General features: G+C 70.4%; 19 protein-coding genes and 2 pseudogenes. 10 read left to right on the forward strand and 11 right to left on the reverse strand.

Features of this window, described 5'->3' with window-relative positions; translation table 11 throughout:
- Positions 1-71: 71 nt before the first annotated feature.
- The 4 genes from H958_RS0133545 to H958_RS0133560 all read right to left on the reverse strand — a co-directional run bounded on the left by H958_RS0133545 (position 72) and on the right by H958_RS0133560 (position 5,784).
- A complete protein-coding gene (locus H958_RS0133545; RefSeq protein WP_028061850.1) occupies positions 72-2,870 on the reverse strand; it encodes a hypothetical protein in 2,799 nt (932 codons plus the stop codon).
- Between the two features lie 384 nt (positions 2,871-3,254).
- A complete protein-coding gene (locus H958_RS48940; protein WP_051325180.1) occupies positions 3,255-4,298 on the reverse strand; it encodes an NHL repeat-containing protein in 1,044 nt (347 codons plus the stop codon).
- 161 nt (positions 4,299-4,459) lie between these two features.
- Positions 4,460-5,275, reverse strand: coding sequence for a nitroreductase (locus H958_RS42380; RefSeq protein ID WP_196807705.1), 816 nt, complete (start codon positions 5,273-5,275; stop codon positions 4,460-4,462).
- Positions 5,275-5,784 (reverse strand): DUF4863 family protein, encoded by a 510-nt coding sequence (locus H958_RS0133560; protein WP_028061851.1) that lies wholly within the window; start codon positions 5,782-5,784, stop codon positions 5,275-5,277. Before H958_RS0133560 ends, H958_RS42380 begins: the two co-directional genes overlap by 1 nt.
- A gap of 207 nt (positions 5,785-5,991) precedes the next feature.
- Between H958_RS0133560 and H958_RS0133565 the strand changes: the two genes are divergently transcribed.
- Entirely contained in the window at positions 5,992-6,678 is a 687-nt protein-coding gene (locus H958_RS0133565) for a TetR/AcrR family transcriptional regulator (RefSeq protein ID WP_028061852.1), read from the forward strand.
- A gap of 55 nt (positions 6,679-6,733) precedes the next feature.
- Here H958_RS0133565 and H958_RS0133570 read toward each other — a convergent pair whose 3' ends face one another.
- A complete protein-coding gene (locus H958_RS0133570; protein WP_028061853.1) occupies positions 6,734-7,306 on the reverse strand; it encodes a TetR/AcrR family transcriptional regulator in 573 nt (190 codons plus the stop codon).
- A gap of 102 nt (positions 7,307-7,408) precedes the next feature.
- Between H958_RS0133570 and H958_RS0133575 the strand changes: the two genes are divergently transcribed.
- Together H958_RS0133575 and H958_RS49310 are read left to right on the forward strand one after the other, a co-directional pair.
- Positions 7,409-8,098, forward strand: a complete 690-nt coding sequence (locus H958_RS0133575; protein ID WP_028061854.1) for an SDR family oxidoreductase — start codon at positions 7,409-7,411, stop codon at positions 8,096-8,098.
- Between the two features lie 106 nt (positions 8,099-8,204).
- Positions 8,205-8,387, forward strand: a pseudogene (locus tag H958_RS49310) (HD domain-containing protein); the annotation flags it as partial.
- 215 nt (positions 8,388-8,602) lie between these two features.
- Here the strand turns inward: H958_RS49310 and H958_RS0133585 are convergent.
- On the reverse strand, positions 8,603-9,076 hold the full coding sequence (locus H958_RS0133585) for a nuclear transport factor 2 family protein (protein WP_028061856.1): 474 nt from the start codon (positions 9,074-9,076) through the stop codon (positions 8,603-8,605).
- Positions 9,077-9,208: 132 nt separating this feature from the next.
- Between H958_RS0133585 and H958_RS0133590 the strand changes: the two genes are divergently transcribed.
- Positions 9,209-9,688, forward strand: a complete 480-nt coding sequence (locus H958_RS0133590; RefSeq protein WP_028061857.1) for an Rrf2 family transcriptional regulator — start codon at positions 9,209-9,211, stop codon at positions 9,686-9,688.
- Positions 9,689-9,732: 44 nt separating this feature from the next.
- A complete protein-coding gene (locus H958_RS47195) occupies positions 9,733-9,945 on the forward strand; it encodes a hypothetical protein (RefSeq protein ID WP_156028483.1) in 213 nt (70 codons plus the stop codon).
- On the opposite strand, the gene H958_RS0133595 is transcribed toward H958_RS47195, so the two are convergent.
- A complete protein-coding gene (locus H958_RS0133595; protein ID WP_028061858.1) occupies positions 9,939-10,364 on the reverse strand; it encodes a sigma-70 RNA polymerase sigma factor region 4 domain-containing protein in 426 nt (141 codons plus the stop codon). The two genes, H958_RS47195 and H958_RS0133595, sit on opposite strands and share 7 nt — an antisense overlap.
- A 394-nt stretch (positions 10,365-10,758) precedes the next feature.
- On the opposite strand from H958_RS0133595, the gene H958_RS0133600 reads away from it, so the two are divergent.
- On the forward strand, positions 10,759-12,360 hold the full coding sequence (locus H958_RS0133600; protein ID WP_028061859.1) for an MFS transporter: 1,602 nt from the start codon (positions 10,759-10,761) through the stop codon (positions 12,358-12,360).
- Positions 12,361-12,402: 42 nt separating this feature from the next.
- On the opposite strand, the gene H958_RS48635 is transcribed toward H958_RS0133600, so the two are convergent.
- From H958_RS48635 to H958_RS48845, 4 genes and pseudogenes are all read right to left on the reverse strand, one after another.
- Positions 12,403-12,594 carry a hypothetical protein gene (locus H958_RS48635; RefSeq protein ID WP_231379427.1) on the reverse strand — a complete coding sequence of 64 codons (192 nt, stop codon included), beginning with the start codon at positions 12,592-12,594 and terminating at the stop codon, positions 12,403-12,405.
- 181 nt (positions 12,595-12,775) lie between these two features.
- A pseudogene (locus H958_RS49315) lies at positions 12,776-13,015 on the reverse strand (pyridoxal-dependent decarboxylase); the annotation flags it as partial.
- Positions 12,937-13,485 carry a potassium channel family protein gene (locus H958_RS48055; protein WP_051325182.1) on the reverse strand — a complete coding sequence of 183 codons (549 nt, stop codon included), beginning with the start codon at positions 13,483-13,485 and terminating at the stop codon, positions 12,937-12,939. The pseudogene H958_RS49315 and the gene H958_RS48055, both read right to left, overlap by 79 nt.
- Positions 13,486-13,678: 193 nt before the next feature.
- Positions 13,679-13,813 carry a hypothetical protein gene (locus tag H958_RS48845; protein WP_255325486.1) on the reverse strand — a complete coding sequence of 45 codons (135 nt, stop codon included), beginning with the start codon at positions 13,811-13,813 and terminating at the stop codon, positions 13,679-13,681.
- Between the two features lie 387 nt (positions 13,814-14,200).
- On the opposite strand from H958_RS48845, the gene H958_RS0133640 reads away from it, so the two are divergent.
- The 4 genes from H958_RS0133640 (at position 14,201) to H958_RS0133655 (ending at position 21,205) form a co-directional block, all read left to right on the forward strand.
- The gene (locus H958_RS0133640) at positions 14,201-15,265 is read left to right on the forward strand and encodes a DUF2332 domain-containing protein (protein WP_028061862.1); all 1,065 of its coding nucleotides are present in this window, start codon (positions 14,201-14,203) and stop codon (positions 15,263-15,265) included.
- 162 nt (positions 15,266-15,427) lie between these two features.
- Positions 15,428-19,573 carry a DEAD/DEAH box helicase gene (locus H958_RS42395; protein WP_081686554.1) on the forward strand — a complete coding sequence of 1,382 codons (4,146 nt, stop codon included), beginning with the start codon at positions 15,428-15,430 and terminating at the stop codon, positions 19,571-19,573.
- A 132-nt stretch (positions 19,574-19,705) separates the two neighbouring features.
- Positions 19,706-20,377 carry a hypothetical protein gene (locus H958_RS44650; RefSeq protein WP_028061863.1) on the forward strand — a complete coding sequence of 224 codons (672 nt, stop codon included), beginning with the start codon at positions 19,706-19,708 and terminating at the stop codon, positions 20,375-20,377.
- A 105-nt stretch (positions 20,378-20,482) separates the two neighbouring features.
- Positions 20,483-21,205 carry an SDR family NAD(P)-dependent oxidoreductase gene (locus tag H958_RS0133655; RefSeq protein ID WP_028061864.1) on the forward strand — a complete coding sequence of 241 codons (723 nt, stop codon included), beginning with the start codon at positions 20,483-20,485 and terminating at the stop codon, positions 21,203-21,205.
- Positions 21,206-21,273: the final 68 nt, after the last annotated feature.

The following is a 21,273-nucleotide window of genomic DNA, read 5'->3' on the forward strand; positions in this document are numbered from 1 at the left end:
CGGCAGCGATCCGGCGCCTCGGTGATCCACACGCAGGCCGGCGCCGAGCTCGTCGCCTCGCGCACGTTCCGCTAGCGCCGGCGCCCAACGACGAGAGCCTGGGCGTTGCGTTTCCCGCCGGCGGCGAGCACGAGGCGCAGCCGGACTGCTTTACGCCCGGCCCGGATCCGCGGCCTGAGTCCTCGCGCGCGCCGGTCAACGGAGAAGCGCTGCGGGCGCAGTCCCGGAGCCTGCACGATCAGAATCGCGGACGCCGAACTGGACACCGTGATGCGCAGTGAGCGCGCACCGCGCCTAACCGACCGTGGTGTCCGCAGCTTGAGGAACAGTGGCCGGGACGCGCCAAGCCTCACAACCGCCGACGCACGCCCCACCCGCCCGCCTCTGTCGCGGGCCAGGAGATCGATCCGGTCTCTGCCGGCCGGTAGCCCCGTGACGGTGATCTGAGCGCCGGTGCCGAGCAGTCGCCGCCCGAGCATCCAGCGCAGCCGCCGTCCCGTGAGCTGGCGGGAGCGATCATCGAACGCCTGTCCCGAGAGCAGGAGTGGGGCATCGTTTGCTTCATGAAATCGGCGCGCCGGCAGCGCGATCGACACCAAGGGCGCCTCCCCGGGCGAGCGGAAGCGGCGGGAGACGGCGATCGCCGTGCGGAACCCGTCATTCACCTCCACGCGGATGCGCGCTCTGCGCGCGCTGAACAGGTACTGCGCCGGCAGCCTCACCCGACCGCGATTCGGCCCCACCCACACCAGCTTCCAGGTACGGCCGTCGTCACCGGAGTAAGAGATCTTCGCCTCGACGTGATCGTTGTCGGCGTCGTGTGCACTCCACCGGACGACGGCGTTCTTGATGCCGAACGTCGGCCGCGCGCCGAGCCTGACGGTCGGTGCGTGTGGGCTTTGACGACGACGGGCGAGCACCGTCGCACCCTTGACGATTTCCACCTCGGCGACTCCCGCAGCCGGCACGACACCTTCCAGGCGATGTTCGAGCGCCGGCCCATCGACGTGGGCGAAGGACTCGAACATCCGCAACGTCGCGTGTGTCGTACCTGTCGAACCGAGCCCAGAAAGTGCGTAGTCCGAACGGCCCGGCGGCGTCTGAAGACGCGCGGTCACCGGATGGACAGAGGTGATCGTGACGGCGCCATCGCCGCCCACGGACCCGGTGACGTAGAGCGACGAGGTCGATCGTCCAGGCGCCCTGACCCTCGGGACCACGACTCGAGAGGTGTTGGCGCTTGCAAGCGACGCGCCGTCATCGATGGCGGCGTTCCAGTTGTGCGTCGAGATCCACACATTGCTGATGAGAGGGGCGGTGCCGAAGCTGGTGGAGCCGCAGTAGGACATGAAGTCGAACCAGTCCGTCGTCGCCATGGTCGGGCACGGCTTGCCGCTCTTGCCCTCGCATCCCGACCGGGCCGGTGACGGGGGCATCCCGAAAATCACGTGGTAAGGCGAAGTCGCAAGGGGGCCGGAGCTCTCAGGCGCGAGTCCAACGCTCTGGATGAATCCGACATCATCCAGCGGCCAGGACTCGTGATTGTTGATCGCAAGGCCAAGGTTCAAGAACGTGTCGTTGTCGGCCCCGCCGCACGCTGCCGAGGCATGACCACGTCCGAGCAGATGGTGCAACTCGTGCGGAACGCTATATGCGGGGAACGAAGCATCCACGACCGCATAGCGATACGTCCCGCTGATCGGGAATCCCCAGCACCAGGTGGCTACCACATTCCCCATGCCCTGGAGGATGTTGCGGCTGACGCCGATGATCAACGCATCCGGAAGGCCACCGTGGTCGCAGACGTAGGTGCCGACCCGGTCGTTCATCGTGTTGAGCGCGTCCTTCCGAGGCTTCCCGGCGAGATCGCTCACGTCGATCGTCGTGTCGTACGGCTCGATCAACAGGTGGACCGGCGTGAGGTTTCGTGCCCACCCGAAGGCAGTGTTCGGAGCCGGGAACGTGCTGTCGCCGGTGACCGTCAGCGCGAGTGGACGGATCCGCACGCTTCCCACGTCCGCGAAGGGAATGTCGGTGATGCCCATCGTGTCGTTGAGATCGCATTCCTGGGTGGTGCATGGCACGTCCACCGGCAGCCCGCCCTGCCCGGGCGCCGCGGCCCGTGACGCCCCCTCGGTGGCCACCGGGATCGATTGCGCCGGCAGCAGCCTCGCACTGAGCTCGATCCTGCCGTGAGTCCACGAAGAAGGAACGGTGAACTCGTAGGCGGCTGTGTCGCTGCCCTCCTCGTCGGTGCTCGCCTGGTCGGGTCCCGGCGTCAAACGAGGCGGGCTGTACGTAGGCAGGATCGGATTCCCGGGCAGCGGCACACGGTGGCCTGGGCCGACGATCTTGAAGCCAAAGAGGACGGCGGGGACGGGAACGCCTTCGGGGGGACCGAAGCGCAGATCAGCGTAGACCCGCACCACGGTCCATCTGCCGGCCTCGAAGTGAGCCGCGGCCTGCTGGGTCCCGGGCTGCGCTGCCTGCTCGATCTGTGAGTACGGGACCGGCGAGTCGCTACGACTGGGCAGATACGGAATCTGTGTCCCTTGGGTGATCTGCATCGAGGTGATCCGGGGATCGAACTGCGCTGGGCCGCCGGAATCGGCGTATTGGTTCGTCAAGGCGGTCCCCGCGGCCGGATGCTCGAAGTCGATCGTGCTCGCGGCCAACGAACCTGGCAGCATTAACATCAGCCCGACGGCTGCCGCGAGGACTAAGCGCAGCGCTCTCCGTCCCACAGCCCTTGCCACCATACGCCCGCCAAGGGGTAAGGAGCAACTGGCCGTCGCGCTCAGAAGCTGGGCCGCTCCGGCGACCGCTTCGCCGTCGATGTTGGGGGCCCCGTCGTGCTGATCGGCGCGCACCGCGGAGAATGACGTGGACCGGGTGGCACTGAGGAGCGAGACGAGCTCCGGGATCGTGAGCCTGCCGTCGCCGTCGAGGTCGCGGTCGATTTAGGGTGAGATCTGCGGCTACCAGGTGGAGGAGCCGGCACCGGCGATGGGCGACGGCGGCAATTCGCGCACAACCGGCACGCAGTAGGCGTGCCTGGCGATGCGACGCGTCATGACCCTAGCCCGGAACACCTGTTGCACATTCACTGCGATCCTCCTCTTGGAAGACAATGGGGTTGCGGTGAGTAGGGTCGGGGACGACAGCGTCCCCCGGTAGGCCTCCTAGGGGTGGTCGTGACCACCTCGCGCGCGCCACGGTTGTCAGCTTTGGCTTGACAGACGTACAGCGCGGCTCTACGGCTTCCCGCACACCGGGTGTCGCGGCGCAAACCACTTCGCGTCGCTTCGGCTCCGGCCGGCCACCGGCAACACGGCGGCCAGCCGTCGCGACCTGGAGCCACGTTCGGCCCAGCGGCGGACAGCCCTGGGGCGGGCCGGGCGAGCGTTCAGCGCGCGGCGGGATGCGGTGATGGTGAGCCACGCGCGGTCGGTCTTGCGCCGGCCGTCGTCGGTCACGGCGGTGAGCACTATCCGGTAGCGGCCCGCGCCGCGTGGGGCGCGCAGGCGGATCGTGTTGCGTCCGCTGCGCCCGTTGCCCCGCACGCGGGCGACGCGGCGAGCGCCGCGCAGCGCGCGCAGCTCGACCGTCGCTGTGCGGGTGGCGACGTAGCGCAGCATCAGGCGCTGGAGCGGGCGGGCACGCAGGCGGTCGACGGCGAGAACGACCGCAAGCCGGTCAACCACCTGTCCCGGCCCGACGGGCCCCGTCGGACCGACGGGACCCGACGGGCCGGCCGCTCCGGCAGGCCCTGTTGCCCCGGTTGCCCCCTCGGGCCCTGCCCCGGTCGCGCCCTGGGGCCGTGTTGCCCCGGTCGTGCCCTGGAGGCCGGTGGGTCCGGTTGGGCCGCTGGCGGGGCCGCGCAGGTCGGCGTCGACGAATCGCACGCGATCGTTGTGCCGGTCGGTGATCAGCAGGCCGCCCTCGGCCGTCGCCGCCACCCCGTGCGGACCGAACAGTTGGGCGGCGGTCGCCGGCCCGCCGTCACCCGAGAGCCCGTGCGTGCTCCCGGCGACGGTGGTGATCGTCCCGCCCGGCGACACCCGCCGCACACGATCGTTGTTCGCGTCGGCGATCACAAACCCGCCGTCAGCCGTCGCCGCCACCGCGATCGGGCCGCTGAGTTGGGCGGCGGTCGCCGGCCCGTCGTCACCCGAGAGCCCCGGCGTGGTCCCTGCGACGGTTGTGATGGTCCCGTCCGGCCACACCCGCAGCACGCGATGGTTGCCGAAGTCGGCGATCACAAAGCCGCCGTCGGCCATCGCCGCCACCCCGACCATGCACGATCCGACATCGAACCCTCCGTGTCATGCGGGACAGCCAATAGCGCACGAGCCACGTCGATCCCGCCACGCCGAAGCTCTTCGCCGACCGTAGCCCAAGCGAGACCCAGCGCCACATTCACGCGCGCGCCGCGGCTCGACGGCGTGGCCTGCGACCGTCATGCCGAGTCGGCTCGCCGTGTCACGTCGGAGTAGAACGTGGCGAACGACGCGACCGGCTCACGGGTCGTGCGAAGCGTGCTGAGACGGTGGCTGTCGTCGGCGTATCCCAGCGCGACCCCGCATACGACGACGTAGTCGTCGGGAATCGTCACGTGCCGCCGCAGGATCGTGTGGTAGTCGGTCAGCGACGCCTGGGCGCACGTGTGCAACCCGCTCCCGCGGGCGGCCAGCATCAGCGCCTCCAGGAACAACCCGGCGTCCACCAGCGCGCCGAGCAACGGCGCGCGGCTGACGGTGAGGAGGATCCCGACCGGCGCGCCGAAGAAGTCGTAGTTGCGCCGACGGTGCGCGCGGCGGCCGGCGATGTCGTCCTTCGCCATCCCGAGCGTGTCCCGGTACAAGCTCTCCCCGAACCGGCGGCGACGTGAGCGAAACGGCTCGGGCCATTGGTCCGCGCGTGGCTGATAGTCGAACTCACCGACGTCGGCTTCGCGTCCGGCGTCGTACGCGCGCACGAGGTCGGCGGTCAGGGCGCGCTTCGCGGCGCCGGTCAGGACATGCACCTGCCATGGCTGGGAGTCGGAGTTGCTGGGTGACCGGGCCGCCAGCGCGAGCAGTCGCTCGACGTCCGCGCGCGGCACCGGCGTCGGCAGGAACGCGCGGCAGCTGCGCCGCGTGAGCAGAGCCTCCTCGATCGTCGTCACGGGGGCCACGACGCCGCCACCCGGTCCGGTGTCGTTCTCGCTCGAGGTCGCCTTCACGCCGGGCATCGGCGGCGGGATCTCCATGCCCATGTGGGGCACGGCGTCCATCAGGCGGCGGGCGGGGCGATGTCGTAGGAGATTCGGCCTGCCGGCAGGTAGAACAGCGCGATCAGCGCGCCCCCCTTGACCTCCGGGTAGTGGTGGCTGCCCGGTCCCGGCGCCGTCCAGCCCGGCCCGCTCCACCCACGCGGCCCCATCAACTTGGCGTCGGCATCCAGCGGCACGACGAGGTTGATCTCGCCGTACGGGTGCTGGTGGTATTGCCCGCGATACGGCTCGACGCTGTCCATGTAGACGGCCGTGATGCTGAAGTAGTTCAGGACGTCGCGCGGTTCGGCGATGCGGCCGCGCCGGTACTTGCGGCCATCCAGCTCCACGTTCGCCGCCCAGCCGTCGCTGACGCCGTCCGTGATCATGCGGGCCAGGTCGTCGTACAAGTCGCTCCCAGGTCCGTAGTTGGTGTTCAGCCAGGTCTCCAGCTCCCCGCCCGCAGTCCGGTGCTTGACCTCATCGAGGAACGGGATGCTCCGGTCGATCAGGTCCTTGGCGGTGGTCATCGTCGACGCCTTTCGGTTCAGCTGGGGCCTGCGCGGATCCCAAAGGTTACGTTACGAGTGATAGTCGTAACGTAACCCCGCCGACGACCTCGGACCCTGGATCCGGCACCTTCGGGGGTCAGGACGGCCGGAGCCAGTTCCGTTACGATGAATGACCGTAATTGTCCAGGTAGCGGCGGTGGTCGACATCGCGGACGAGGTGGGTTCATGGCCCGAGCACGCGAAGCGACGAACGAGCGAGCGGACATTGGTGCCACCCGCCTGCGTCGCGGCGGCCGGCCACGCGATGCCGCACTCGATGAGGCGATCATCCAGGCCACCCGCGACCGCCTCGTCCGGGACGGCTACTCGCGCATGACCATCGGCGACATCGTCGCCGATGCGAACGTCAGCCGACCGACGCTCTACCGGCGATGGAGCACCAAGTTCGATCTGGTCGTCGACGCGCTGGACTACGGCTTCCGCAGGCAGCAGGACCTGTACACCCTGGACCTGAGCGGGATCGAGCCACGGGACGCCCTCGTCGAGGCCGTCCGCCGCCTTGACCCCGCGTATTTCAATCCGGACGCCATGGTGCTGATGGGCAACTTCGCCGGGGAGGCGAGCCGCACCCCGGAACTGCTCGACACCCTTCGCAAGCACGCGGTGGAACCACGCGTCAGCCTGGTCGAGAACGTGCTGTCGCAGCTCCAGCAACGCGGCGCCGTGCGTGGCGACGTCGACAAGCACACCATCGCCATGATGTGCTTCGGCAGCTACTTCGCCGCCTTCTACCGGGGCGAGAGCAAGAAGGAGCTCCCGGAGGCGGTCGTCTCCGTGTTGTGGCCGGCGATCGCAAGGAAGACGCCCACTACCAAACGGCGCTCCACCGGTACGGCGAAGCTCGCACCGTGATCCGCCACCTCCTCGTGTACGTCTCGACGACGCCGTAGGCGCGAGCGGCTGCGGCTCAGTCGAGCAGCGCCAGCAGCCCGTCGATCATCTGCGCGATCTGCTCGGGCTCGCGACCCGCGCGCGCCTGGATGCGGACGCCGATCCAGCCGTTGTGCAGGGCGTTCGCCAAGGCCTCGGGCTCATGCCGGGCGGGGATCTCGCCGGCGCGCTGGCCCTCGAGCACGAGGTCGAGGATGAGCCGCTCGGAGGCGGCGAAGAAGTCGCCCACCCGGCGCGCGACCTCCGGGTCGTCGAGCGCAGTCTCCGATGCGCAGTTGACCGCGAAGCACCCGCGCGGGTTGCTGCCGTCGTTGATCGACGTCGAGAGCAGGGCGCGCAGCGCCGCGCGCGGGCTCTGCGCCCCGTCCAGGGTCGCGGCCAGATCGGCCCGCGCCGCACCGACATAGCGGTCGAGAGAGCGCAGATAGAGACTGTGCTTGTGACCGAAGGTGTCGTACATGCTGCGCTTGTGGACGCCCGTCCGCTCCACGAGGTCCTGCACCGACGTCCTCTCGTAGCCGCGCTCCCAGAAGAGCCGCATCGCCCGTTCGAGGGCTTGGTCGGGATCGAACTCCTTGTGTCGCGCCACGTTCACTGACTCCGTCTGTCTGCCTCTAGAACAGAGTTTAGCTATTTGAGAACGATCGGTGTAGTATCGGCTCGAGCTTCAACCCTCCCCAAGGAGATCCCCGTGAACATCGAGAACTCGGTCGCCTTCGTCACCGGCGCCAACCGCGGCCTCGGCCGCCATTTCGCCTCCCAGCTCCTCGAGCGCGGCGCGACCAGGGTTTACGCCGCGGCGCGCAACCCCGAGCGCGTGGACCTGCCCGGGGTCGTGCCCGTCCGGTTCGACCTCACCGACCCGGAATCGATCGTGCAGGCGGCCGCGCTCGCGTCAGACACGACGCTGCTCGTCAACAACGCCGGCATCTCGACGCACACGCGGCTGACCGACGGCGACTTCGACCAGATCCGGCTCGAGCTGCAGACGCACTTCTTCGGCACGCTCGCCACGACGCGCGCGCTGGCACCCGCGATCGCCGCCAACGGCGGCGGCGCGATCCTCAACGTGCTCTCCGTCCTCTCGTGGCGCCACCTGCCCGACTACGGCGCCTACAGCGCCGCCAAGGCCGCCGCATGGGCGATGACGAACGTGATCCGCCAGGAGCTCGCGCCCTCTGGCATCAGCGTGACGGCGCTGCACGTCGGCTACATGGACACCGACATGGCCTCCTACGTCGCGCCCGAGAACAAGACCGACCCGGCCGCGGTCGCCGCAGCCGCGCTCGACGGCATCGAGGCGGGCGACACCGAGGTGATAGGAGACGAGCTCACCCGGAACGTCAAGCGCGGCCTGGCGGAGGCGACGGCACTGGTCTAGGGCCCGAGACGGGCGCGGGGCGGTCAGGCGGCGGGGTCGCCGGCCCGGACTCGGCGCCGATCGCCCGCGCCGGCACTCCGGTCCGTCGGCGCCGGAGCGACGGGCGCAGCGGAAGAGTCTGGCGCTCGACTTCGACCCCGAACTGCTCTACGTCGGCGCGATGTTTCACGACGTGGGACTCATCGAGGGCCACCGCTCCGAGCGCGAGCGCTTCGAGATCGACGGTGCGAATGCGGCGCGCGCGTTCCTCGAGCGGCATGGGCCTTCGGAGGAGTCGGTGATGACCGTGATGGAAGTCGATTGCGGCGCAGCGCCCGCGCGAGATGCGATCGCTCGCACCCGCCGTCGGGCGCCCGTCACGCCGCGAGCGTCCGCCGCTGAAGGACGTGGTGTCCGGCCGCTGCGCCTCGGACCGAGCCGCGTGCCGCACCCGGTTTAGACCCGTTGGTCCGAACAGACCCGGCTCCGCCCCAGCGGGCGGGGCCGTCGCCTGTCCGGCCGTGATCAGAAGACGTAGGGGATGTCGTGGATGACGTCCAGGTGGCGGATGCGCCATCCGCCGTCGGTCCGACGGAAGGCGAAGCGGTAGTACCCGGACTCGATGGGCTTGATGGTGCCCTGGGCGCCGAAGGTGCCGACGGGCCACCCGGCCTCGGGCTTCGTGGTTCCGACGACGTCGAAGGTGATGAACTGGGTATCGATGCCGGCCTCGTCGCCGTCGACGGAGACCAGGTGGTCGTAGGTGGTGTGGTGGCTCCAGCCCAGGGGCGGGTGCGGCGCCATTGCCGTGGTCATGGCCGCTGCGATCTGCTCTCCTCCGGAGAGGGTTCCGAGCAACTCCATCCCATCGGGCCCGCGGTAGTAGATCTCGACGACTGCGTCGGCCTCGCAGAGCTTTGCCAGCGCCTCGCCGTCGCGCGAGTCCGCAGCCCGGGTGTATCGGGAAATGATCTCCCTGATCTCGCTCTCGGCGCTCATCACGTTTCCCGGTTCGCTTGTAATATGCATCCATGTAAAGTACATATCCCGGGCATAAATGCAACTATAAGAGTTGCTAATACTGGGGTCGGGAGCCACCCCGACCAAACGGCGGAAGAAAGAGGTACGAGCATGCTGGACGTGAGGTTCTCCAGCGCCTTGAAGGCCATGCTCCTGCTCGGCCATGCCGAGGAAGAGGGCAGTCCCGTCCTCAGCTCGACCCAACTCGCCAGGAGCCTGAACACGAACCCCAGTCTCGTGCGCAAGCTGATGGTCCCGCTGGTGCAGGACGCTCTCGTCGCGTCCATCAAGGGCCGCGGCGGCGGCGTCCGCCTCGGCCGGTCTGCGGACCAGATCACACTGCGAGAGATCTACTGCTCATCCATCGGCGACAAGCCGCTGTGGGCCCCCCGGCCCGAGGGACCCCGGGAGTGCCTGGTCACCAACCATTCCGCTGAGTACTTCGTCCAGCTCACCAACGAGACCGAAGCAGCCGTCCTCGCCGCATTGGCAGGCCGCACCCTCGCCGACAGCCTCGACGAGCTGCGTGCCATCGACCGGGCCGGCGGTGCCCCCGCTTCGGAACGGCCGTTCTCCGCGCCCCGTCAGTAGCCGGGCTGGTTGCCGTTGGGGCTTTCGCGCAGGGTGGCCCCCGCGTGGATGTTCCCGTCGGCGGCGCGCAGGCTGCCGAAGTCGATGCCTGGTACGCCGGCGCCTACATCGCCCGGCCGCTCACCCACGCGTTCCTGCGCTGGGCGACGCGCATCAAGCTGCTGGCCCGCGTGACGACCCCGCACCAGCACACCCGCAAACCGCACCCCGCTCAGCCAACACCATCGCCTCGCCCTGATCCGGCAGCTGCTCACTGACGAGGAAGGCGCAGCGCCTCGGCTGTGAGGTGGATCTGCACAGCCTCGTCCGGGGCCGGCGCGTCGTCTGGGGTGTCCGCGATCAGCGGCCCAGACGGATCCACCGAGACGAGCCGACGATGCCGCGACGAGTCCAGCGCGCGACGCCACGCGATCTTCTTCAGCAGCGCCTTGCGATTCTGCACCACCTCGCCGCGAGCCTCGAGCTCGAGCAGCTCGGTCCACGCCTCTTGGTAGAGCCCGTCGAAGTCCCGCAGCCACGGGAAGTCGGTCTGGACCATCGCGCGCAGGGGGCGGCGCAGCGCCTCGTAGTCGCGCTCGATCGCGGTATCGCGTGCCGCGCCTGCTGTTGCGTGGGGTCCCCGCACGACAACATCGAGCTGATAGCTGCCAGACGCTCTGTCGTCGAAGACCGCCACAACCCCCTCCCAAATGCCGAGAAAAGTCGCAGGGGGGATCCTACGCCCGAGAACGACTGAGCACAGGTGGGTTTCGACCGGGTCCAGCTGCTGACCGAACCGTCCTCCCGGCGGCCGCCGGGCCGTCGACACCCATCACTCCCCCCAACCCGCCGGCGCCCTTCGTGCGCCCTCCTCACGGCCCGCGAGCGTGCATGTCCTCGTCGGCGGGATCGCGCCCGTCGGGCGCCGGCGTGGTGTGCCGTTCTAGCCCGTCATAGCGCCGCGTCGAACCTCTGTCGGAGCCGGAAGGCTGCACATCACTCGATCGGGGTGACGCGCGGGGGCCGCGGGCGCTCGACGATGCCACGGATTGATCGAGAGAGCCCCGGGCCGCAGCCGAAAGGGTGGTGAGATGAGCAGAACCGCCGAGACCGCCCCGCGCGCCGCCGCCGAGCCTTCGAGCTCGCCGGCGCGCGCGGGGCTGATCCTCGCGTCGCTGATCGCGGTCGCGGCGGTGGCGAACCTCGGCCTCGCGGTCGCCAACGTCGCGTTGCCGGCGATCGGCAAGCACTTCGACGCGTCGCAGACGTCGCTGAACCTGATCGCGGTCGGCTACTCGCTCGGGCTCGCGGCCTCGGTGCTCTATCTGGGAGCGGTCGGCGACCGCTACGGCCGCAAGCTCCTGCTCGTTCTCGGCATGGCGCTGTCCGTGCCGGCGGCCTGCCTCGCGGCCTGGGCGCCGTCCCAGGGCGTCCTGATCGCCGCCCGGATCATCGGCGGCCTGGCCGCCGGCATGGCCTACCCGACGACGCTCGCGCTGATCACGGCGCTGTGGTCGGGGCCTGCTCGGACGCGCTCGATCGCGCTGTGGGCGGCCACGGGCGGCGCGATCAGCTCCCTGGGCCCGCTCTGCGCGGGGATCCTGCTCGAGCACCACTGGTGGGGGTCGGTGTTCCTGATCACGCTGCCGCTCGCGGTCGTGGCGCTCGTGATGGCAGTGCTGCTGGTGCCGAGTCACGTCAACGAGTCGACCGATCCCGTCGACAACCTCGGCGGCATCCTCTCGGTCGTGCTCGTCGCGGCGCTGCTCCTCGGGATCAACTTCGCGCCGGTTCCCGGCGAGACCGCGCTCGTGCTCGGGCTGTTCGCGATCGCCGCCGCCGCGCTGGTCGCGTTCTTCCTGCGCCAGCGACGGGCTCCGAATCCGCTGTATGACCTGAACTCCGCCTCCCGGCCCACGTTCTGGGTGGCGGCCTGCGCCGGACTGATCGTCTTCGGCTCACTCATGGGAGCCATGTTCATCGGTCAGCAGTTCCTCCAGAACGTGCTGGACTACTCGACCGTCGACGCCGGGCTCGCGATCCTGCCCGCGGCCGCCTGCATGGTCCTGGTGGCGCCGCGCTCCGCGAAGCTCGTCGAGCGCAACGGCGCGCGGCAGACGCTGCTGTCCGGCTACGTGTTCGTGCTGCTGGGCTTCCTCACGATGCTGCTGCTGTGGAAGGAGGGGATCGCGTACTGGAAGGTCGCGCTCGGCTACGCCTTCATCGGCATCGGCGTCGGCCTCGCCGGCACGCCGGCGTCGCACTCGCTCACCGGCTCGGTGCCGGTCAAGCGCGTCGGCATGGCGTCCGGCACCGCGGACCTCCAGCGCGACCTCGGCGGCGCGATCATGCAGTCGATCTTCGGTGCGCTGCTCACCGCGGGCTACGCAGCCGCCGGCGGCGCGGCGATCGCAGCCTCGGGCAAGAGCGTCAACGACACCGTCCAGACCGAGCTCACGAAGTCGTTCTCGAGCGCGGCGGACACCGCCCAGCGCTATCCCGAGTCGACGCAGGACGCGATCATCGCGGGCGCCAAGACGGCGTTCCTGCAGGGCGACCAGTGGGCCTACCTGGCCGGGATCGTCGCCGTGCTGCTCGGCGCCGCGCTCGTGTTCTTCAAGTTCCCGAAGGCCGAGGCGGAGAAGCGGCTGCTCGCCTCCTACCACGCCGAGGACACCGGCTCCGGGGAGTGACTCCGGCTGCGGGCGCACCGGCGATGACGCCCCTGGCCGCGCTCAGTATCCGGTTCCCGTCTTCACGCGCGTGCGGTCGAGCTCGTGCAGGCCGCCCTTGCGGTCGAGCGTCTTACACGCCTGCGCGATGTCGGACGCCAGCGTCGAGGCGAGGCCGTGGCCGAGCGTCAGCTTCACGAGCGCGCGCATGATGGTCACGTGATCGGCGTTGGGCGGCAGCGTGTAGGCGGGCACCATCCAGCCGCGCTCGGCGGCCAGCTGTCACGCGATGTCGAACTCGTCGTAGTCGCGCTCCTCCGCGAGCTGGAACGCCACGAGCGGCAGCTGCTCCGCGCCCGGGTCGCCACGCGGAGTCCGGGTACAGGAACGGCCACACGAACCCGCCGCTGGCGGCGTCGACGTGCAGCGGGACGTCGAGGCCCTTCTCATCGCGCATGCGGACGAGCAGGTCGTTGATCCCGCGGATGTCGTCGGCGTGGCCGGTGAAGGTCGTGCCGAGGACGGCCGCGACGCCGATCGTGTTCTGGTCGACGAACGGCTCCACGTCCTCCGGGCCGATCGTGTACTTGTCGGGTTTCAGCGGGATGATCCGCGGCTCCACGTCGAAGTAGCGGCAGAACTTCTCCCACACGACGTGCACGTCGCCGCCGAACACCAGGTTCGGGAATCGAGCGCGTCCTTCGCCGGCGGCGCGCCGGCGGCACGCACCTCGGCCCGCAGCTCTGCCAGCTCGCTCCGCATCTGCCTGACCTCGGCAAGAACGGCCTCGTCCGGGCGGGCGCCGCGCCGCCGCGCCGCCGCTTGAACGAACGCGTTCGTCACGGCGGCGGTCGTCACGGCCAGGAAGCTCAGTCCGACCAGCATCACGACCGCCGCGGCCACGCGCCCGGCCACGGAGCCGGGCACGACGTCGCCGTAACCCACGGTCGTGATCGTCTGCAACGACCACCAGAACCCGGCGGTCAGGCTCGAGATGTTCGCCCGGTCGGTGAGCCGCACGAGCACACCCCCGGCGATCGTCACGGCCACCGTCACGATCGCGATCCCGCGCCACGCCCGCTCGAACGGGTTTGCGGCGAGTTGCTCGATCCACCGGTCGATTCGCTTCCGCAGGCGCGGCAGCATGTGCTCACGCAGACAGGTCGCGGCCGAGCGCGGGGCTCAGTCGGGGCTCTGTGAATGAAGCGGGTGGACCTGGACGACCGTCGGCATCACGATCACGATGGCCGTCCGCTCCGGCGGGCGCCTCATCCAAAGCGGGTGATCAAGCCGGGCGAACCCGCCGCGGGTACGCAGCGAGGCGCTGACTCGTCCCCGGCTACCAGGCCGAGCCGGCCGAGACGCGCATCGACTGCGCGGGAAGCTCACGCACGACCGGGACGACGAAGGCGTGCGAGGCGGGGCGGCGAACGGTGGTGGCGAGGACGGGCAGGTGGACCAGCGAGGAGTTCATGACACCTACCAGTGTCCTCCCGCAGCGCCCGCGTTCCAGGGCGGCTGGCAGGCCTCTACGCGGCGCTCACCCCGCCTGTTGACTTCGGGATCTCGAACCCCGAACGGGGGCTGCCCGAACCCGCCCGGGAGGCTCCCTGCGTCCCGCACCGAGGTCGCCCGTCGAGGACCTCGAGGACGCCCTTCGTCAGCTCGCGAGTCGGCGGCCTCATCCCGACGGGCATCTCGGCGAACCGGATCGACACGCCGGCGTCCAGGGTCACCGTCGTGAAGGGTCCCCAGTCCTCGGGCTCGGGCAGGCCGAAGATCGAGGCAAGGAAGGTTGCGACTCGAGCCGGTCGCGCGCGGGCAGGATGCTGTGGGGTTGAACGTGACAGCCACGCCTCCCCTGATAGCAGCGGCCAAACTCGCTCAGGTGTACCGACACTTCGGTGAGGTCGACGCCGCCGAAAGATCGCCGCTGTACGAGCGCGTCGCCGTCGCCCTGAGTGAGTCCGGCGAGGCGCTGCGCGCGATCGAGGCGGCGCCGGCGCGCAAGCGGCACCCCACGGTGATCCTCGCCGCCCTGCACGACCTCGCCCTCGCCGGACGCGCCCCGGCGCTTGCCGCGGCCTATGCCGCTGCGGACGGCGACGCTGCCGCCGGCGCAGCGATCGACACGCTGCTGCGAATGACCGACTCGGTCGTGGCCATCGCCGTGCGCCGGCAGACCAAGACCAACGAGACCGGACACTGCGCCGTGCTCTATCCGGCCATCGCCGAGGCGGCGCGACGGGTAGGCGCGAATGCGGTCGGGCTGATCGACGTGGGCTGTTCGGCTGGGCTCAATCTCAATGTCGATCGCGTTGGCATCACGTACAGCAACGGACAATCGCTGGGCGACCCGTCATCTCCCGTGCAACTGTCGTGTTCGATCGTGGGAGACCGGCCCATCCCGACGCGGGCGATGCCCGAGCTCGTCGCCCGGGTCGGCGTCGACCTCGATCCGGTCGACGTGACCGACGCGGATGACGCCCGCTGGTTGCGCGCCTGCCTGTGGCCGGATCAGCCGGAGCGGGTCGCGAGGCTCGAAGCGGAGATGGCCTTGACAGCCACGGCCCCTGCGCTGCTGCTGCAAGGTGACGCCGTCGAGGTGCTGCCCGGCGCCTTTGCCCGTGTGCCCGCGGACGCCCTGCCTGTCGTCACCACGACGTGGGCGCTCTCGCACTTCCCGCTCGCGAGCCGCCTGCGCTTCCTGCAGCGCCTCGACGAAGCGGCGGCCGGCCGGACGGTGGCGTGGGTGTCAGCGGAGGGCGTCGGAGTCGCGCCGGCGATACCGACACTTGGCGATCGCCGCGCCTCTGGCCACAGCATCATCGGCCTGGCGGTGTTCGACCGGTCGGCTCGGCGCGCCGACGCCATTGGCCGCTGCTGGTCGCACGGCCGCTGGCTGGCATGGCTGGCAGACTCCTAGCGTCCTGTCAGGTTGATCGCTGCCGGAACCCCACCCGACCGCGTTGGCGGAGCGCCTGCGCCGTCGCGATCGCCGCGCCGGTGCCGGCGCTGCCGAGCGCACAATGTCCGCAGCCGTGCCCGCCCGCGCGGATGATGGCGAGACACCCGCTGTGATGCACTGATGGTTGTGCGTTCGCTGCCGTCGACGTCCGCCGGTTCCGATGCGCCCGAGATCCTCGAGCGATTCCATCCGGCGGTACGGGCGTGGTTCACGCGGCGGTTTCCCGATGGACCGACCGAGGCCCAGGCCGGCGGCTGGCCGGCGATCGTCGCCGGCCGGCACACGCTGGTCTGCGCGCCGACCGGCTCGGGCAAGACGCTCGCGGCCTTTCTCACCGCCATCGACGCTCTGTATCACGCCCACGATGCCGGCGAACGCATCAGGGGCGTCACTCGGGTCGTGTATCTGAGTCCGCTGAAGGCGCTGGCCGTCGACGTCCACACCAACCTCGAAGAGCCGCTCGCCGAGATCGCCGAGATGGCCCGGGAGATCGGCCACGAACCCGCACCGATCAGCGTCGGCGTGCGAACCGGTGATTCCACGTCATCGGAGCGCCAGATGATGATCCGGCGACCTCCGAACCTCCTCGTCACCACGCCGGAGTCCCTGTACCTGTACCTGACCGCCGAGCGGTCCCGCGCCACCCTCGCCACCGTGGAGAGCGTCATCGTCGACGAGATCCACGCCCTGGCCCGGGACAAGCGGGGCTCGCACCTCGCCCTCTCGCTCGAGCGGCTCCAGGCCGTCACCGAGCGTCCGCCCGTCCGTATCGGCCTCTCGGCGACGGTCAAGCCGGTGGAGACGGCGGCACGGCTGTTGGTGGGCGCGAGCGAGCCACTCCCCACCGTCGTCGACAGCGGAGACCGGCGGCGCCTCGACTTGTCGTTGGATCTGCCCGACGGGGAGCTCGAGGCGGCGGTCTCGGGCGATCAGTTCAACGAGATCCTCGACCTCATCGCCGCGCACGTCGCCAACCATCGAACCACCTTGGTGTTCGTCAACACCAGAAAGCTGTCGGAGCGGGTGGCCCATGAGCTGGGCGAGCGGCTGGGCGCCGACCAGGTGGCCGCCCACCACGGATCGCTGTCGCGGGAGCGTCGCCAGCGGGTCGAGCAGCGCCTGCGGGCCGGCGACCTGCGGGCCCTGGTGGCCACCGCCTCGCTGGAGCTCGGCATCGACGTCGGGCCCGTCGAGCTCGTGTGCCAGATCGGTTCGCCCCATGGCATCGCCACCTTCGTGCAGCGGGTGGGCCGCGCCAACCACCAGCGCAGCGGTGTTCCGCGGGGGATCATGTACCCGAGCACCAGGGACGATCTCGTCGAATGCGCCGCGCTGCTGGCCGCGGTCAGGCGGGGGCGCCTCGATTCCCTCCATCCGCCCGAGCAGCCGCTCGACATCCTCGCCCAGCAGATCGTGGCAGAGGCGGCGGCCAGGGGCGAGGACGGCGTGGCCGAGGACGAGCTGTTCGAGCTGGTCACGCGGGCCGCGCCATACGCGGGGCTCGCGCGCGAGGAGTTCGATGAGATCGTCGAGCTGGTCTCGGCCGGCATCGAGACCGGGCGCGGTCGGCGCATGGCGTACCTGCATCGCGACAGGGTCAACAGGCGGCTCCGCAGCCGCCGCGGCGCCCGGCTGGCGACCCTCACGTCGGGCGGCGCGATTCCCGAAACCGGCGATTACCGCGTGCTGATGGAACCGGGCGACGTGCTCGTCGGCACCGTGAACGAGGACTTCGCGATCGAGTCCTACCAGGGCGACGTGTTTCTCCTCGGCAGCCACCCGTGGCAGGTCGTGCAGGTCACCAACGGCGTCATGCGGGTGCGCGACGCCGCCGGCAAGCACCCCACCATCCCGTTCTGGTTGGGCGAGGCCCCCGGGCGCACCGACGAGCTGTCCGAGGAGGTCTCGCGGCTGCGGAGCGCAGTGGCAGGACGGCTCGACGCCGGCGGGCGGGAGGCGGCTATCGCCGTCGTACAGGACGCGTCGGGTGCCGACGTCGTCGCCGCCGCTCTGATCGTCGACTATCTGCGGACCGGCCGGACCGAGCTGGGCGGGGTGCTGCCGACCCACGACGACATCGTGTTCGAGCGGTGCTTCGACCAGACCGGTGGGATGCAACTCATCGTCCACGCCCCGCTGGGCGCCAGGATCAACCGGGCGCTCGGCCTCGGGCTGCGCAAGAAGTTCTGCCTGACGTTCGATGTCGAGCTCCAGGCGGCCGCCAGCAACGACGCCGTACTGCTGTCGCTCGGTCCCCAGCATTCGTTCCCGCTCGAGGACGTGCCCGTCTTCCTTCGCTCGCACAACGTGCAGGACGCCGTCTCCCAGGCCGTGCTGCGCAGCCCGATGTTCACCGCCCGCTGGCGCTGGAACCTCAACCGTTCGCTCGCCGTGCTGCGCCGCAAGGGCGGCCGGCTCAACCCGTTCAGCATCCAACGCATGGAGGCGGCCGACCTCATGGCCGCCGTCTTTCCGTCGCTCGCCGCCTGCCAGGACAACACCCCGGCCGGTCCCATCGAGATCCCGGATCACCCACTCGTGCGGGAGACCCTGGGCGACTGCCTCAACGAGGCGATGGACATCGACGGCCTGCAGGCGCTGGTGCGCCGGTTCGAGCAAGGGAGGATTCGCCTCCACTTCGTCGACACCGTCGAGCCCAGCGTGCTGGCCCACGAGATCCTCGGCGGCGCACCCTTCACCTACCTGGACGAGGACACCGAGATCGGCGAGCGCCGGTCGCGGGCGGTCCCGCTGCGCCGTGGACTGCCGGTGGAGCCCCGCGAGCTCGGCCGGCTCGACCCGGACGCCGTCGAGCGGGTGCGGGGTGAGGCGACCCCCGACGTGCGTGGGCCCGACGAGCTCCACGACGTGCTGCTGTCCCTCATCGCCGCCCGGCCGCGGCGCGAGTGGTCCGAGCACTTCGAAGTCCTGGCGAACGCGGGCCGGTGCTTCGAGATCCACAGGCCTGGGCGGCGCAGCGTCCTGTGGGCGGCCACCGAACGCCGGGGCCAGATCGAGGCCCTGTTCCCGGGCGCCAGGTCGGTACCCGATCACCGACTCCCGCCCGGGCCGGCCGACGAGCTCGACGCGCCCTTCGACGAGGCGGCTGTGACCCTCGTTCGCGGGCATCTCGACGTCTGTGGTCCCGTCACCGCCGATGAGCTCGCCGCCGCCACAAGCCTGTCGCGGTCCTCAGTGACCATCGCGCTCGAGGCCCTTCGGGCGCGCGGGTTCGCGGTCAGCGGACGGTTCGAGCCGGAGCGGGCCGAGCAATGGTGCGCCCGCCGACTGCTGGCCCGCATCCACGACTACACGCGGGAGCGCCGGCGGGCCGAGGCGCGTCCCGTCAGCCAAGAGGAGTGGCAGCGTTTCCTCCAGTCCTGGAGGCACGCCACCCCGGGCACCCGTCTTCAGGGCCGGACCGGTCTGGCCGAGGTCATCGAACAGCTCCAAGGATCCGAGTGGCCGGCCGGGGAATGGGAGCGGCTCCTCGCCGCGCGGGTCGAGTCCTACCGTCCCGAGTGGCTCGACGACCTGTGCCTGTCAGGCGAGGTGGCCTGGGGCCGCGTGTCCGTCCTCGAGCCTGCCGGCGAGCCCGCGGCCGGCGACGCTCGCCACTCGAGCAAGACGCCGTCGCGGCGGACGCCCATCACCTTCATGCTCCGGCAGGATCTGCCATGGCTCCTGCAGGCCCACCGCGGGACCGTGGCGCCCGCCGAACCCACCAGCGGTCCCGGGCGAGAGGTGCTCGACGCCCTGCGCGGGCGCGGCGCCCTGTTTCATTCCGACCTCCAGGCCATCACCGATCTCCTCCCCACCGAGGTCGAGGAAGGCCTATGGGACGGCGTCGCCCGCGGCCTCGTCAGCGCCGACGGATTCAACGCCATCCGGTCGCTTCTGCACGCCCGTACCCGGTTCGCCCGCCGGCGACCGTACGCGCGTCCCGGCGCCCGTGGGCGACGTGGCACATGGCGGCAGGGTGTAGAGGGCCGCTGGACGCTCCTGCCCCCTGCCGAGCCGATCGACGATGTCGAGGAGCTGGCCGAGACCGTCGCCTGGCAACTGCTGCTGCGATGGGGCGTGGTGTTCCGCGACATCCACCTCAAAGAGCGGCTGGCCGTTCCATGGCGAGAGATCCTCTGGGCCCTGCGCCGCCTCGAAGCCCGCGGCCTGATCCGGGGCGGGCGGTTCGTCACCGGCGTGAACGGCGAGCAGTTCGCCGGCGAAACGGCTGCGCCCCTCCTGCGCCACCGCCGCGCCGGCTGAGCCCCCAATACAGGCGACTCCCCTCTCCCGCACGAACGTGGCGACGGACCGCCGGCCCACCCGGAGTTCCCCCTTATGTTGTTCTCACACGCACATCAGGGGGCGTTCAGGGCCTGGTGGTTGGATCGCCACATGTCCAGTGCCAAGCGCAAGATCGCCGCGAGCGCTGCCGGACTCGCCGTGCTCGCGGGAGCCGGTGGGGCGTATGCGGCGACGCAGCAGTCCTCGACCGCGACGCCGCCGGACCGCGCGGCTGAGCAGAAGGCGTTCCTCGACGACCTCGCCAAGCGCCTGAATGTCACGCGCGACAAGCTCGACGCGGCGCTCAAGGGCGCGGCGAGCGACCGCATCGACGCGGCGGTCGCCGCCGGGCGGCTGACCAAGGAGCAGGGCGACGAAGCCAAGAAGCGGATCGCGTCCGGTGGCGGCCTGGCGCCGCTCGGGCTGCGCGGCGGTGGAGGCCCCGGCTTCGGACACGGCCATGGCGCGCCCGGCCGGCCCGGATTCGGCTTCGGCCCCGGGATGTCGCTCAGCGCGGCCGCGAAGTTCCTCGGCCTCAGCGACGACCAGCTGCGCACGCAGCTGCGCGCCGGCAAGTCGCTGGCCGATCTCGTGAAGGACAAGGGCAAGACCACCGCGGACCTCAAGGCCGCGATGAAGTCCGCGATCACAGCGGAGCTCGACCAGGCCGTCAAGGACAACAAGCTCACGGCCGACCAGCGCACGAAGATCCTCGCCGGCATCGACCAGCGGCTGGACAGCCTGATCGCGAACTCGCCGCCCGGGCCGCCGCGCCACCCCTAGTAGCCGGCGGGGAGGCGGGCAAAGCACGACGAGCCGGGCGAGCACGATCGCCATCGAGAGCCAGGCCGTGCGCATCCGCGCTCGAGATTAGGTTGGATACCGGTCATGTCCGCCCGTGCCGCGCTGGTCACCGGAGCGTCCTCCGGTATCGGCCTCGCCATCGCCCATGTCCTCGGCGAGGAGGGCTACGGCCTCACCGTCGCCGCCCGCCGTCCCGACAAGCTCGAGGCCGCCGCGGAGGAGCTCCGCGGAGCCGGCTTCACCGTCGAGGCCGTTGCGGGCAACATGGCCGACGCCGACGACGTCGCCCGCGTGGTCGCCGCGCATCGCGAGCGCTTCGGCCGCCTCGACGTGCTGGTCAACGGCGCCGGAGTCGGCGTCGGAGCCGCCGTCGGGGAGATGCTCGACAAGCGCGTGGACCTCCAGCTGGACGTCAACCTCCGCGCCCCGATCCTCTTCTACCGCGAGACCGCCGACCTGCTCCGCGCCGCGGGAGCCGAGCACCGCAACGCGCTCGTGGTCAACCTCGCCTCGATCAGCGGCAAGTCAGGCCAGGCGTGGCTCTCGGTCTACTCGGCGACCAAGGCGGGCCTGATCGGCTTCACCCAGGCCATGAACCGGGAGCTTGCCGGCGAGGGCGTCAAGTCGGTCGCGCTCGCCCCCGGCTTCGTCGACACGCCGATGGCGGACTTCGTCAAGGAGGCGATCCCGGCGGAGGAGATGATCCGCACCTCCGACATCGCCGAGGCCGTCCGCTTCCTGCTGCGCCTCTCGCCGAACTGCGTCATCCCGGAGATCGTCTTCCAGCGCCCGAACGAGGCGCTCTGAATCGCAGCAAGATCGGGGCATCGCGTCCGTTTGAGCCTCAGTAGGCTAATCCGCGCGTTGGAAGGCCC

The organism is Candidatus Solirubrobacter pratensis, assembly GCF_000425945.1.
Taxonomy (GTDB): Bacteria; Actinomycetota; Thermoleophilia; order Solirubrobacterales; family Solirubrobacteraceae; genus Solirubrobacter; species Solirubrobacter pratensis.

Bases quoted from the DNA above. Each gene is read 5' to 3' on its own strand.
- H958_RS48940 (WP_051325180.1), bottom strand. From the start codon at position 4,298: ATGGTCGGGGTGGCGGCGATGGCCGACGGCGGCTTTGTGATCGCCGAC.
- H958_RS42380 (WP_196807705.1), bottom strand. From the start codon at position 5,275: ATGGACGCCGTGCCCCACATGGGCATGGAGATCCCGCCGCCGATGCCC.
- H958_RS0133560 (WP_028061851.1), bottom strand. From the start codon at position 5,784: ATGACCACCGCCAAGGACCTGATCGACCGGAGCATCCCGTTCCTCGAT.
- H958_RS0133565 (WP_028061852.1), top strand. From the start codon at position 5,992: ATGGCCCGAGCACGCGAAGCGACGAACGAGCGAGCGGACATTGGTGCC.
- H958_RS0133585 (WP_028061856.1), bottom strand. From the start codon at position 9,076: ATGAGCGCCGAGAGCGAGATCAGGGAGATCATTTCCCGATACACCCGG.
- H958_RS0133590 (WP_028061857.1), top strand. From the start codon at position 9,209: ATGCTGGACGTGAGGTTCTCCAGCGCCTTGAAGGCCATGCTCCTGCTC.
- H958_RS0133600 (WP_028061859.1), top strand. From the start codon at position 10,759: ATGAGCAGAACCGCCGAGACCGCCCCGCGCGCCGCCGCCGAGCCTTCG.
- H958_RS48055 (WP_051325182.1), bottom strand. From the start codon at position 13,485: ATGCTGCCGCGCCTGCGGAAGCGAATCGACCGGTGGATCGAGCAACTC.
- H958_RS48845 (WP_255325486.1), bottom strand. From the start codon at position 13,813: ATGAACTCCTCGCTGGTCCACCTGCCCGTCCTCGCCACCACCGTTCGC.
- H958_RS42395 (WP_081686554.1), top strand. From the start codon at position 15,428: ATGGTTGTGCGTTCGCTGCCGTCGACGTCCGCCGGTTCCGATGCGCCC.
- H958_RS44650 (WP_028061863.1), top strand. From the start codon at position 19,706: ATGTCCAGTGCCAAGCGCAAGATCGCCGCGAGCGCTGCCGGACTCGCC.
- H958_RS0133655 (WP_028061864.1), top strand. From the start codon at position 20,483: ATGTCCGCCCGTGCCGCGCTGGTCACCGGAGCGTCCTCCGGTATCGGC.